This is a genomic window from Pseudomonas sp. Lz4W, assembly GCF_000346225.2.
In the GTDB taxonomy this organism is placed as follows: Bacteria; Pseudomonadota; Gammaproteobacteria; order Pseudomonadales; family Pseudomonadaceae; genus Aquipseudomonas; species Aquipseudomonas paraversuta.
In genome coordinates, this window is record NZ_CP017432.1 from 1,406,561 (window position 1) to 1,418,668 (window position 12,108).

11 protein-coding genes are annotated in these 12,108 nt (G+C 57.7%); 8 read left to right on the forward strand and 3 right to left on the reverse strand.

Going from position 1 to position 12,108, the window contains the following annotated elements:
- Window positions 1-112: 112 nt before the first annotated feature.
- Entirely contained in the window at window positions 113-2,029 is a 1,917-nt protein-coding gene (locus B195_RS06805) for an ATP-binding cassette domain-containing protein (protein ID WP_003446611.1), read from the forward strand.
- A gap of 74 nt (window positions 2,030-2,103) precedes the next feature.
- On the opposite strand, the gene B195_RS06810 is transcribed toward B195_RS06805, so the two are convergent.
- Complete coding sequence (locus B195_RS06810) at window positions 2,104-2,556, reverse strand: universal stress protein (RefSeq protein ID WP_003446612.1); 453 nt, start codon at window positions 2,554-2,556, stop codon at window positions 2,104-2,106.
- A 106-nt stretch (window positions 2,557-2,662) separates the two neighbouring features.
- Between B195_RS06810 and B195_RS06815 the strand changes: the two genes are divergently transcribed.
- From B195_RS06815 to B195_RS06850, 7 genes are all read left to right on the forward strand, one after another.
- A complete protein-coding gene (locus B195_RS06815; protein WP_003446613.1) occupies window positions 2,663-3,100 on the forward strand; it encodes a hypothetical protein in 438 nt (145 codons plus the stop codon).
- A 341-nt stretch (window positions 3,101-3,441) separates the two neighbouring features.
- Window positions 3,442-5,589, forward strand: a complete 2,148-nt coding sequence (fadB, locus tag B195_RS06825; protein WP_003446614.1) for a fatty acid oxidation complex subunit alpha FadB — start codon at window positions 3,442-3,444, stop codon at window positions 5,587-5,589.
- A gap of 27 nt (window positions 5,590-5,616) precedes the next feature.
- On the forward strand, window positions 5,617-6,792 hold the full coding sequence (gene fadA / locus B195_RS06830) for an acetyl-CoA C-acyltransferase FadA (RefSeq protein WP_003446615.1): 1,176 nt from the start codon (window positions 5,617-5,619) through the stop codon (window positions 6,790-6,792).
- Between the two features lie 86 nt (window positions 6,793-6,878).
- Complete coding sequence (locus B195_RS06835) at window positions 6,879-7,115, forward strand: DUF1653 domain-containing protein (protein WP_003446616.1); 237 nt, start codon at window positions 6,879-6,881, stop codon at window positions 7,113-7,115.
- Between the two features lie 114 nt (window positions 7,116-7,229).
- Window positions 7,230-9,857 (forward strand): type I DNA topoisomerase, encoded by a 2,628-nt coding sequence (topA, locus tag B195_RS06840; RefSeq protein WP_003446618.1) that lies wholly within the window; start codon window positions 7,230-7,232, stop codon window positions 9,855-9,857.
- A gap of 186 nt (window positions 9,858-10,043) precedes the next feature.
- The gene (locus B195_RS06845) at window positions 10,044-10,565 is read left to right on the forward strand and encodes a DUF6586 family protein (protein ID WP_003446619.1); all 522 of its coding nucleotides are present in this window, start codon (window positions 10,044-10,046) and stop codon (window positions 10,563-10,565) included.
- Between the two features lie 118 nt (window positions 10,566-10,683).
- A complete protein-coding gene (locus tag B195_RS06850) occupies window positions 10,684-10,917 on the forward strand; it encodes a hypothetical protein (protein ID WP_003446620.1) in 234 nt (77 codons plus the stop codon).
- A 75-nt stretch (window positions 10,918-10,992) separates the two neighbouring features.
- On the opposite strand, the gene sulA is transcribed toward B195_RS06850, so the two are convergent.
- Together sulA and lexA are read right to left on the reverse strand one after the other, a co-directional pair.
- Window positions 10,993-11,466, reverse strand: coding sequence for an SOS-induced cell division inhibitor SulA (gene sulA, locus B195_RS06855; protein ID WP_003446622.1), 474 nt, complete (start codon window positions 11,464-11,466; stop codon window positions 10,993-10,995).
- A gap of 10 nt (window positions 11,467-11,476) precedes the next feature.
- Window positions 11,477-12,085 (reverse strand): transcriptional repressor LexA, encoded by a 609-nt coding sequence (gene lexA / locus B195_RS06860; RefSeq protein ID WP_003446624.1) that lies wholly within the window; start codon window positions 12,083-12,085, stop codon window positions 11,477-11,479.
- Window positions 12,086-12,108: the final 23 nt, after the last annotated feature.

The following is a 12,108-nucleotide window of genomic DNA, read 5'->3' on the forward strand; positions in this document are numbered from 1 at the left end:
CAACCGGTGCTACTTGGCACTAAATGAAGGGTAGACGGGGCCGTACAAGAAATACCCGGCCGCCTGGGGGCTCAAATCAGGTAGAATGCGCGCCCAGTTTTTGGAGAAGCTCATGACCCTGCTCAAATTCAGCGATGTGTCCCTTGCTTTCGGCTCTATGCCGTTGTTGGACAAGGTGTCCTGGCAGATCGCCCGTGGAGAGCGGGTGTGCATCATCGGCCGCAACGGCACCGGAAAGTCCAGCATGATGAAGCTGGTAAAAGGTGATCAAAAACCCGATGACGGCTCTGTTTGGCGCGCGCCCGGCCTCAAGATTGGCGAATTGCCGCAAGAGTTGCCTGCGGCCGACGAACGGACCGTGTTCGACGTGGTTGCCGAAGGTCTGGACGGTGTTGGTGAACTGCTCGCGCAGTACCACCACCTGAGCCAGAACATCGTTACCGATGCTGACCTGGACAAGCTGATGCACGTCCAGCAAGACCTCGAAGCCCGCGACGGCTGGCGCTTGCAGCAATTGGTAGACAGCACCCTGAGCCGTCTGCAGTTGCCGGCTGACAAAACCCTCGCCGAATTGTCCGGCGGCTGGCGTCGTCGCGTCCTGCTGGCACAGGCTCTGGTTTCCGAACCGGATCTGCTGCTGCTCGACGAACCGACCAACCACCTGGACATCGGCGCTATTGCCTGGCTCGAAGAGGCCTTGATGGGCTTCCAGGGCGCGGTTCTGTTTATTACCCACGACCGTTCCTTCCTGCAGAATCTGGCCACCCGGATTCTGGAACTGGACCGTGGCGGCCTGATCGACTGGAACGGCGACTACGCCAGCTTCCTGGTGCACAAAGAAGCCACCCTGGCAGCTGAAGAAACGGCTAACGCCCTGTTCGACAAGCGTCTGGCCCAGGAAGAAGTGTGGATCCGCCAGGGCATCAAGGCGCGCCGCACCCGTAACGAAGGCCGTGTTCGCGCCCTTAAAGAGCTGCGCGTTGAGCGCAGTGAGCGTCGCGAACGCACCGGCAAGGCCAATATCCAGCTTGATACTGCCGACAAGTCCGGCAAGCAAGTGATGGTGCTGGAAAACGTCAGCTTTGCTCACCCGGGTGGTCCGTTCCTGCTCAAGGACTTCTCCATGGTGCTGCAGCGTGGCGACCGTATCGGTCTGCTGGGCGCTAACGGTACCGGTAAAACTACCCTGCTGAAGTTGATGCTGGGCGGCCTGGTGCCTACCGAAGGCACGGTTGAAGAGGGGACGCGCATCGACGTGGCTTACTTCGACCAGTTGCGCCATCAGCTGGATCTGGAAAAAACCGTGATCGATAACGTGGCCGAAGGCCGCGACTTTATCGATATCGACGGTCAGAGCCGCCACGTGCTCAGCTACTTGGGTGACTTCCTGTTCAGCCCTCAGCGTGCCCGCACGCCGGTCAAGGCGCTGTCAGGTGGTGAACGTGCCCGTCTGTTGCTGGCCAAGCTGTTCAGCAAGCCAGCCAACCTGCTGGTGCTCGATGAGCCGACCAACGACCTGGACGTTGAGACCCTGGAGCTGCTTGAAGAGGTCTTGCTGACCTTCAAGGGCACCGTGCTGATGGTCAGTCACGACCGGGCATTCCTCGACAACGTGGTGACCAGCACCCTGGTATTCCAGGGCGAAGGCAAGGTCCGTGAATACGTCGGTGGTTATCAGGACTGGTTGCGTCAGGGCGGCTCGCCGCGCCTGTTGGGTGTTACCGAGAGCAAATCCGGTAAGGCCGACCTTACTTCGGCAGTGGTCACCGCAGCACCGGCTCCGGCCGCCGCTGCACCTGCACCGGCAGCGAAAAAGAAGCTGAGCTACAAGCTGCAGCGCGAGCTGGAAGCCTTGCCAGGCGATATCGATGCGAAAGAGCAGGCAATTGCCGCCGTTGAAGCCGAAATGGCTGATGCGGGCTTCTATCAGCTGCCAGCCGCCAAAACGGCTGAAGTCATCGCCCGGCTTGAGAAGTTGCAAGCCGAGCTTGAGCAGCTGGTTGAGCGTTGGGCCGAGCTGGATGCCTGATTGAGCACCTGCTGAACTGAAAAAGCCCGGCCCTTTGAACAAGGGGGCCGGGCTTTTTTACTGTAGCGGGAGGCTTAATCAGGTTTTTTCAGGCTGACCGCCAGCACATCGCACGGAGCACCATGCAGCACATCGTTGGCAGTGGAACCCAGCAGCAGTGCCAGGCCGTGACGGCCATGGCTGCCGACCACGATCAGGTCGCAGTTTTCGGCTTTCGCGAAGCCATGGATTTCCTGGCGCGGCTGGCCATAGGCGAGTTTGCAGTTGTCTTTGGACAGTTGCGGGTAGATATCGATCAGGCGTTCAAGGCGTTCCTTGGCCTGATCAAACTGTTGTTGTTGCAGTTGCGACAGGTCCATCGGAACATCGCCGCCAAAGGCCATGGCCATAGGCTCGACGATGTGGATCAGCGACAGTTTGGCACCGTTGGCCTCGGCGCTGGCGCTGGCGCGATAGATCACCGGATCGCATTCTTCGGTCAGATCGACGGCGACTAGAATGTGGGTGTAGGGCTTTGGCGTGGACATGTGCGGCGCTCCTGTAAATGGTGAATTGTTATGAGTATGGCCCTTTTTGTAGAGCCTTGGTTCAAGTCAGGGTCAACTCGTTTAGTCAGGTAATGAGAGTACAGATATGACGGTATGGATAGTGGTGTCAATCCTGGCGCTGGTTCTTAGCCCCCTGGCATGGTTGCGGCCTTCACGTAATCAGAGTGGCCGGATGGATCTGCGCATGGAGGCGCGGCGCATGGGGCTGGCCATGCAACTGGCGCCCCAGGAGTGGCCGCACTGGCTTGAGCCGGAGCCGCCGAGTTCCTGTGCGCAATACCATCGCCCGCGCCGCAGTACTAAGCCTGATGTATGGTGCTATTGGCAATCGGCTCCGGGGAAATGGCTCAATCGCTGGCAGGAAGAATGTGTGGATGAGCGCTTGCTGGCGCAGTTTGAAAAGTTGCCGGCCAACGTCTACAAAGTTGAGGCCGATGCGCAAATGATCGTGCTGGTATGGGGCGAACGAGGCGATCCTGCGGTCTTGAAGGCCATTGATCAAGTGCTCCGGGCGCTGGCGTAGCGCTTGTGGAGCGAGCTTGCCTCGCGATGCAGGCACCGCGTTTTGCTTGAAACACCGCGGTGATGCAATGGCGGGGCAAGCCCGCTCCTGCAGGGTGGTTTTGTCATCGTTGTTTTGGACAATTGACAATCGCGGGCTTTTCCCTGAAGGTGTCGACACCCAAATCAAACGGGCGTATGAATTGAGCGTTTGTCTTCCTCGACGGCGCTCACAGAACCCCGACTATCGCGTTGGCGGGTGTGCCTGGCGGCCTGGCATCAACATTGACGCAAAGGTCAGTGACAGCCAGACGCTAGCGTCCGACGTATACTGTTCAGCTTCCATATCGTGGAGATCAGTTGATGATTTACGAAGGTAAAGCCATCACGGTTACGGCTCTTGAAAGTGGCATCGTCGAACTCAAGTTCGATCTCAAGGGTGAGTCCGTCAACAAGTTCAACCGTCTAACCCTGAACGAATTGCGTCAGGCAGTGGATGCGATCAAGGCAGATGCTTCGGTCAAGGGTGTTATCGTTTCCAGTGGCAAAGACGTGTTTATCGTCGGCGCAGACATCACCGAATTCGTCGAAAATTTCAAGTTGCCGGATGCTGAGCTGATCGCGGGTAACCTCGAAGCCAACAAAATCTTCAGTGCTTTCGAAGACCTCAATGTACCTACCGTTGCGGCCATCAATGGCATCGCGTTGGGTGGCGGTCTGGAAATGTGCCTGGCAGCGGACTTCCGCGTCATGGCCGACAGCGCCAAGATTGGCCTGCCTGAAGTAAAACTGGGCATCTACCCGGGCTTCGGCGGCACCGTACGTTTGCCGCGTCTGATCGGCGTTGATAACGCTGTTGAATGGATTGCTTCCGGTAAAGAAAACCGCGCTGAAGACGCCCTGAAAGTCGGCGCCGTTGATGCTGTTGTCACCCTGGACAAACTGGGTGCAGCTGCGCTGGACGTGATCAAGCGCGCCATCAGTGGCGAGCTGGACTACAAGGCCAAGCGCCAGCCAAAGCTTGAAAAACTCAAGCTGAACGCAATTGAACAAATGATGGCTTTCGAAACCGCCAAAGGTTTCGTCGCCGGCCAGGCCGGACCAAACTACCCGGCCCCGGTTGAAGCGATCAAGACTATCCAGAAAGCCGCGAACTTCGGTCGTGACAAGGCGCTGGAAGTTGAAGCCGCAGGTTTCGCCAAACTTGCAAAAACATCGGCTTCACAATGCCTGATCGGGTTGTTCCTCAACGACCAGGAATTGAAGAAAAAGGCCAAGGCCTACGACAAGATCGCCAAAGACGTGAAGCAGGCAGCCGTACTCGGCGCTGGCATCATGGGCGGCGGTATTGCCTATCAGTCGGCTTCCAAAGGCACGCCGATCCTGATGAAAGACATCAACGAACACGGCATCGAGCAAGGTCTGGCAGAAGCCGCCAAGCTGCTGGTAGGTCGCGTTGATAAAGGTCGCATGACCCCGGCGAAAATGGCCGAAGTGCTCAACGGTATTCGTCCGACCCTGTCTTACGGTGATTTCGGCAACGTCGACCTGGTGGTCGAAGCTGTAGTCGAGAGCCCGAAGGTCAAGCAGGCCGTACTGGCTGAAGTGGAAAACCACGTCCGCGAAGACGCGATTCTGGCGTCCAACACTTCGACTATCTCCATCAGTTTGCTGGCCAAGGCCCTCAAGCGTCCGGAGAACTTTGTCGGCATGCACTTCTTCAACCCGGTGCACATGATGCCGCTGGTTGAAGTCATTCGTGGCGAGAAATCCAGCGACCTGGCTGTAGCAACCACCGTTGCCTACGCCAAGAAAATGGGTAAAAACCCGATCGTGGTCAACGACTGCCCGGGCTTCCTGGTCAACCGTGTGCTGTTCCCGTACTTCGGCGGTTTCGCCAGGCTGGTCAGCGCCGGTGTCGACTTTGTGCGCATCGACAAAGTGATGGAAAAATTCGGCTGGCCGATGGGCCCGGCGTACCTGATGGACGTGGTCGGCATCGACACCGGTCACCACGGTCGTGACGTGATGGCTGAAGGCTTCCCTGATCGCATGAAAGACGATCGCCGCTCGGCGATTGACGCTCTGTACGAAGCCAAGCGCCTGGGCCAGAAGAACGGCAAGGGCTTCTACGCCTACGAAGAAGACAAGCGCGGCAAGCAGAAGAAAGTCGTTGATTCCAGCGTACTTGAAGTGCTCAAGCCGATTGTCTACGAGCAGCGCGACGTGACTGACGAAGACATCATCAACTGGATGATGATCCCGCTGTGTCTGGAAACCGTACGCTGCCTGGAAGACGGCATCGTTGAAACTGCGGCCGAGGCCGATATGGGTCTGGTTTACGGCATTGGCTTCCCGCTGTTCCGTGGCGGCGCATTGCGCTACATCGACTCGATCGGTGTTGCACAGTTCGTGGCCCTGGCTGATCAGTACGCTGAACTGGGCGCGCTGTACCACCCGACTGCGAAGCTGCGCGAGATGGCCAAGAACGGTCAGAGCTTCTTCGGTTAAGCGCCCCATTAGAGTGAGAGTGAAATTATGAGCTTGAATCCTAGAGACGTGGTGATTGTTGACTTCGGTCGCACCCCGATGGGCCGCTCCAAGGGTGGCATGCACCGCAACACCCGTGCTGAAGACATGTCTGCGCACCTGATCAGCAAAGTGCTGGAGCGCAACAACAAGGTTGACCCGAACGAAGTGGAAGACGTGATCTGGGGCTGCGTAAACCAGACCCTGGAGCAGGGCTGGAACATCGCACGCATGGCGTCGCTGATGACCCAGATCCCACATACTTCGGCCGCGCAAACCGTGAGCCGGCTGTGCGGTTCGTCCATGAGCGCCCTGCACACTGCTGCCCAGGCGATCATGACCGGTAACGGTGACGTTTTCGTGGTCGGTGGCGTCGAGCATATGGGTCACGTGAGCATGATGCACGGCGTTGATCCTAACCCGCACATGTCGCTGTACGCGGCGAAAGCCTCGGGCATGATGGGTCTGACCGCTGAAATGCTGGGCAAGATGCATGGCATCACCCGCGAGCAGCAGGATGCCTTTGCCGTGCGTTCTCACCAGTTGGCCCACAAGGCGACCATTGAAGGCAAGTTCAAAGACGAAATCATCCCGATGCAGGGATATGACGAAAATGGCTTCCTGAAAATGTTCGACTACGACGAGACCATTCGTCCGGATACGAGCATGGAAAGCCTGGCTGCGTTGAAGCCGGCCTTCAACCCCAAGGGCGGGACAGTGACTGCGGGCACTTCGTCGCAGATTACCGATGGTGCCTCGTGCATGATCGTAATGTCGGCCCAGCGTGCAAAAGACTTGGGTCTTGAGCCGCTGGCAGTGATCCGCTCGATGGCTGTTGCCGGTGTGGATCCTGCGATCATGGGCTATGGTCCTGTACCGGCCACGCAAAAAGCATTGAAGCGCGCAGGCTTGAATATGGCCGATATCGACTTCATCGAGCTCAACGAAGCTTTCGCTGCACAGGCCCTGCCGGTGCTGAAAGATTTGAAAGTGCTCGACAAGATGAATGAGAAGGTTAACCTGCACGGCGGTGCCATCGCCCTGGGCCATCCATTTGGATGTTCGGGTGCTCGCATCTCCGGCACTTTGCTCAATGTAATGAAGCAAAATGGCGGCACTTTCGGGTTGTCCACCATGTGCATTGGTCTTGGCCAGGGCATTGCCACTGTCTTCGAACGCGTCTAAAGCGTTGCGTTGATGGAAGCCGGGGCCATGTGCCCCGGTTTTTGTTTTTTGGATGTTTTGAATTTTTTTCTTTTAGGGAGCGCAACATGTCGGTACAACTTGGGCTCTACCAACACTACAAAGGCCCGCAATATCGGGTGTTCAATGTGGCGCGTCACTCCGAGACCGAAGAGGAGGTCGTGTTTTACCAGGCCTTGCATGGTGAATTCGGCTATTGGGTGCGTCCGCTGAAAATGTTTATTGAAACGGTCGAATATGAGGGCAAAACAGTCCCCCGATTCGCTCTGGTAAAGGCTGAACCGAGTATTTTTCCCAAGCCATGAGGCGAGGTCGCGCAGAACCCTGTGCTTGACCTCACCTTGTAGCCACTATATATAGCGGTGCCGCGTCAGGCGCGAACCGCCTTTCACTTCTAGAATTCAGGAATTTTCTGATCCATGGGCAAATCGCTGGTCATTGTGGAATCCCCGGCTAAGGCCAAGACCATCAACAAGTACTTGGGTAACGAGTACGTGGTGAAGTCGAGTATCGGCCATATCCGAGACCTGCCCACCAGCGGTTCGGCTAGCGCCAGCAAAGAACCTGCTGCCAAGCGCGGCAAGGCGGCGGCTGGTGAAGTGCCGGCCCTGTCGCCAAAAGAGAAGGCTCAAAAGCAGCTGATCTCGCGCATGGGTGTCGATCCGGAACATGGCTGGAAAGCCAAGTACGAGATCCTCCCGGGCAAGGAAAAGGTCATCGAAGAGCTGCGCCGGCTCGCCAAGGATGCTGACACCATCTATCTCGCAACCGACTTGGATCGCGAGGGGGAAGCCATTGCCTGGCACCTGCGCGAAGCCATCGGTGGTGATGACAGCCGCTACAAGCGCGTGGTGTTCAACGAAATCACCAAGAAGGCGATTCAGGAAGCCTTCTCCAGGCCGGGCGAGCTGGACATCAACCGTGTCAACGCCCAGCAGGCGCGTCGTTTCCTCGACCGCGTGGTGGGTTACATGGTTTCGCCGCTGCTGTGGGCGAAAATCGCCCGTGGCCTGTCGGCCGGTCGGGTGCAGTCGGTTGCCGTGAAGCTGGTGGTTGAGCGTGAGCGTGAGATCCGTGCCTTCAACCCTGAAGAATACTGGGAAATCCACGCCGATCTGGGCACTGCCAAGGGCGCGAAAGTGCGCTTCGACGTTGCCCGTGAAAAAGGCGAAGCCTTCAAGCCGCTGAACGAAACTCAGGCCATGGCGGCGCTGGAGAAGCTAAAAGCCTCCAGCTACACCATCTCCAAGCGTGAAGACAAGCCGACCAGCAGCAAGCCTTCTGCGCCATTCATTACTTCCACCCTGCAACAGGCTGCGAGTAACCGCCTGGGCTTCGGGGTGAAGAAAACCATGATGATGGCCCAGCGTCTGTATGAAGCCGGCTACATCACGTATATGCGTACCGACTCCACCAACCTTTCGGCTGATGCCGTGGAAATGGCGCGCACTTACATCGAGGGTGAGTTCGGTGCTGCCTACCTGCCGCCGGCCCCCAACGTATATAGCAGCAAGGAAGGCGCGCAGGAGGCTCACGAAGCCATTCGTCCTTCTGACGTAAACACCGATCCAAGCAAGCTGTCGGGCATGGAACGTGATGCTGAGCGGCTCTACGAGCTTATCTGGCGCCAGTTTGTTGCTTGCCAGATGCTGCCGGCCAAATACCTGTCGACCACCGTCAGCGTCGCTGCTGGTGACTTTGAGCTGCGTGCCAAGGGCCGTATCCTGAAGTTCGACGGCTACACCCGGGTCATGCCGCAAATTGCCAAGCCTGGCGACGACGATGTACTGCCGGACATGGCCCAGGGCGACGTGCTGAAACTGATCGAACTCGATCCGAGCCAGCACTTTACCAAGCCGCCTGCGCGTTACTCCGAAGCCAGCCTGGTAAAAGAGATGGAAAAACGCGGTATCGGTCGTCCTTCGACCTACGCCGCGATCATCGGCACCATCCAGGATCGTGGTTACGTGGCGCTGCATAACCGCCGCTTCTACTCCGAAAAAATGGGCGACATCGTTACCGAGCGTTTGTCCGAGAGCTTCTCTGACCTGATGGACTACGGCTTTACCGCCGGGATGGAAGAAAATCTCGATGATGTGGCGCACGGTGAGCGCGACTGGAAAAACGTGCTGGACGAGTTCTATGGCGACTTCAAAAAGAAACTTGAAGTAGCGGCCGCGCCGGAAGGCGGGATGCGTGCCAACCAGCCGGTAATGACCGACATCCCGTGCAAAGAGTGCGGGCGTCCGATGCAGATTCGTACCGCGTCGACCGGTGTATTTCTGGGTTGCTCGGGCTACAGCTTGCCGCCTAAAGAGCGCTGCAAGGCCACGGTCAACCTGGTGCCTGGCGACGAAATTGCTGCCGACGACGAGGGTGAGTCCGAATCGTTGGTGCTGTTGGGCAAGCACCGCTGCCCGATTTGCAGCACCGCGATGGATGCGTACCTGCTGGATGAGAAGCACAAGCTGCACATCTGCGGTAACAACCCGGATTGCACCGGCTACGAAATCGAAGAAGGCAGCTACCGCATCAAGGGCTACGAAGGGCCAAGCCTGGAGTGCGACAAGTGCGGCAGCGAGATGCAGCTCAAGACCGGTCGTTTCGGCAAGTTCTTCGGTTGCACCAACGCCGAATGCAAAAACACCCGCAAACTGCTGAAAAGTGGTGAAGCTGCGCCGCCGAAAATGGACCCGGTAAAAATGCCGGAGCTCAAGTGCGAGAAGGTCAACGACACGTATATTTTGCGTGACGGTGCTTCGGGGTTGTTCCTGGCGGCCAGCCAGTTCCCGAAAAACCGCGAGACCCGTGCGCCGCTGGTGATTGAAATCGTGCCGCACAAGGACGAGATCGATCCCAAGTACCACTTCCTGTGTGAAGCGCCGAAGAAGGACCCGGATGGTCGTCCAGCGGTGATTCGCTACAGCCGCAAAACCAAGGAGCAGTACGTGCAGACTGAAGTTGAAGGCAAGCCGACAGGCTGGCGTGCCTTCTACGACGGCAAAAGCTGGAAGGTTGAAGACAAGCGTAAAGAGAAAGACGCTTGATTTAGCGTGACGGCTTAACAAAAAACCGCGCAAGGGCTGCATGCCTTGCGCGGTTTTTTTGTGATTGTCCTGTACGGGCCTGTGGCAACTGCACCAAAAGCGCAGGATTGGCGCTTGCTCCCGTAGCCCCTGATCCCTGAGACTGCTCAGTCTGCACTTATCCAATTCGCTGTGGAGCGCGCCCGCATGGCTCATGAACTCTATACCCGCACCAATCAGAAAATTTACTTCGCCGGTCTGGCCCTGGATGCCATGAACAAGGCCGGCGAAGGTCGGGCCATGAATGCTCAGGCGCTGGTACAGGCCGAACGCGAATCAGCGGTGTTCCATTTGTATGGTGCATTGCTCGGGCTGTGCCATGAAATCGCGGGTTTCTACCGTCTGCCTCAGGCCGGCGCGCCCAGGGTTGAACTGTTGCTCACTCAGGAGGTGCTGGAGGCAATAGCCATCCCCGAACTGGCAGAAATGGTCGAGCTGGCGCGTGCGCCGCAAACCTGGCTGGCCCAATTGATCGCCGCCCATGGGGCGTTGTACCAGCCGTTGCAGGCTCCGAAAAAGGTCAAGGCGGATGTCTTCCAGCCCTTGATCGTAGCGGTCAATCTGGAGGACGAGACACCCGGGGAGTTAGGCCGGGAAACCCTGGAAGAGTGGCGCCAGAACTTGAAATCCCTGGCTGTCCGCTTTCGCGACGGGCTCAATGAGTGCTGATGGTCGAAGGCAAAACTGTACAGTCATTCATCAGTCTGTAATGAAACCAGCACAGTTCCTGGCAAATTCCCAGTGGATGACTGATATAATCCCGCGCTTTCGTGGAGAACAAACTTTTATGCCAACGTCCTTTCTTGAAATTGTCGAATTGCCAGACGGCCGTATCGAGTTGCGTCGGGCTGAAGACGAGGGGTCTTTGGTGACGCTGAACTTCTCTGAAGATGCCAAGGCTTTTCTTCAGGGTCAGCACGTAGAGGTGGCCAAGGCCATGCTTAGCGTGGGTGTGCAGATGGCGGGCCGACTGGCCGAAGGCGAACTCGAAAAGGATGACGGACCGCGTATTCTTCATTAAGACGCGATCCATGCCCCAGGCGTGTCACGGACCGGCTTTTGTATTCAGCAAAAGCCCTGTGACAACGTCCGCTGTTTAGCCCAGACGAATATTTAAACTTTGCCCGTGACCGGTGCGTGCTGCGCCAATCAGCTGTTGGCGGGCTGCGGCATTCAGTGGATTGATCCAGCTGACCACCGTGTGGCTTCGGCCCAGGCGCAGGGCTTCGCAGGTGAGTTGCAGCGTGCTTTTATTGCCGTTGGGCTGCAGCAGCAAAATACGTTCACGGTTGAGGCCGGCATCCCGTAGCCAGCTTTGAGTCAGGCTGGCGGGTGGCGCTATCAGTGTCAGCCAGCGGTCGTCCGGTTGTTCGCTCAGTTCGCGCAGCATAGGCGCAAGCAGGTTCAGGCAGTTTCCGGCAGCACCGCGCAGCGACAGTTCACTGAATGCTTCGGGTTCGACGCTCCAGGGTGAATCGAGCACGTCTTTGATCGCGGGGGTCATTGGTTTTGCCATGAACGCCTCGAAAAGATTGAGTTGTGCTGGCAGCGGTGTGTGTGGGAACTGCATGAAGCCTCCTTTAGCGGCGAATGACGCCGACACTCAAGCCTTCAATGACCAGTTCCTGGTCCTTGAGGTTGACTTCAATCGGGGCGAAGTCAGGGTTCTCGGCGATTAGCCAGACCTTGTTACCTTCACGCTTGAAGCGCTTTACCGTCACTTCGTCGTCGATGCGGGCCACGACAATCTGGCCGTTACGGGCTTCGCGACAGGTATGAACGGCAAGCAGGTCGCCATCAAAGATGCCGACGTCCTTCATGCTCATGCCTTGCACCCGCAGCAAATAGTCAGCGCGCGGATGGAAGAAGGTCGGGTTGATATTGCATGACTCTTCGACGTGCTCCTGCGCCAGGATCGGGGCGCCGGCAGCAACCCGGCCGATGATGGGCAGGGTGGATTCGTCGGACTTGGCTTCGAAACCGGGGATGCGAATGCCCCGCGATGCTCCCGGAGTCATCTCGATGGCACCCTTGCGGGCAAGGGCCTTGAGGTGTTCTTCGGCGGCGTTCGGCGACTTGAAGCCCAGCTCCTGTGCGATCTCGGCACGGGTGGGCGGGTATCCGTTGTCATCCAGGCATCGCTTGATGAAGGCCAGGATCTCAGCTTGGCGTGGCGTCAGTTTTAGCATGTTGATCGCTCTGTCTTTTTATA

What these genes read in the sequence shown, in the direction of transcription:
- fadB (WP_003446614.1), top strand. Translation starts at nt 3,442, where the DNA reads ATGATTTACGAAGGTAAAGCCATCACGGTTACGGCTCTTGAAAGTGGC.
- B195_RS06805 (WP_003446611.1), top strand. Translation starts at nt 113, where the DNA reads ATGACCCTGCTCAAATTCAGCGATGTGTCCCTTGCTTTCGGCTCTATG.
- B195_RS06810 (WP_003446612.1), bottom strand. Translation starts at nt 2,556, where the DNA reads ATGTCCACGCCAAAGCCCTACACCCACATTCTAGTCGCCGTCGATCTG.
- lexA (WP_003446624.1), bottom strand. Translation starts at nt 12,085, where the DNA reads ATGCTAAAACTGACGCCACGCCAAGCTGAGATCCTGGCCTTCATCAAG.
- sulA (WP_003446622.1), bottom strand. Translation starts at nt 11,466, where the DNA reads ATGCAGTTCCCACACACACCGCTGCCAGCACAACTCAATCTTTTCGAG.
- B195_RS06850 (WP_003446620.1), top strand. Translation starts at nt 10,684, where the DNA reads ATGCCAACGTCCTTTCTTGAAATTGTCGAATTGCCAGACGGCCGTATC.
- topA (WP_003446618.1), top strand. Translation starts at nt 7,230, where the DNA reads ATGGGCAAATCGCTGGTCATTGTGGAATCCCCGGCTAAGGCCAAGACC.
- B195_RS06835 (WP_003446616.1), top strand. Translation starts at nt 6,879, where the DNA reads ATGTCGGTACAACTTGGGCTCTACCAACACTACAAAGGCCCGCAATAT.
- B195_RS06845 (WP_003446619.1), top strand. Translation starts at nt 10,044, where the DNA reads ATGGCTCATGAACTCTATACCCGCACCAATCAGAAAATTTACTTCGCC.
- fadA (WP_003446615.1), top strand. Translation starts at nt 5,617, where the DNA reads ATGAGCTTGAATCCTAGAGACGTGGTGATTGTTGACTTCGGTCGCACC.
- B195_RS06815 (WP_003446613.1), top strand. Translation starts at nt 2,663, where the DNA reads ATGACGGTATGGATAGTGGTGTCAATCCTGGCGCTGGTTCTTAGCCCC.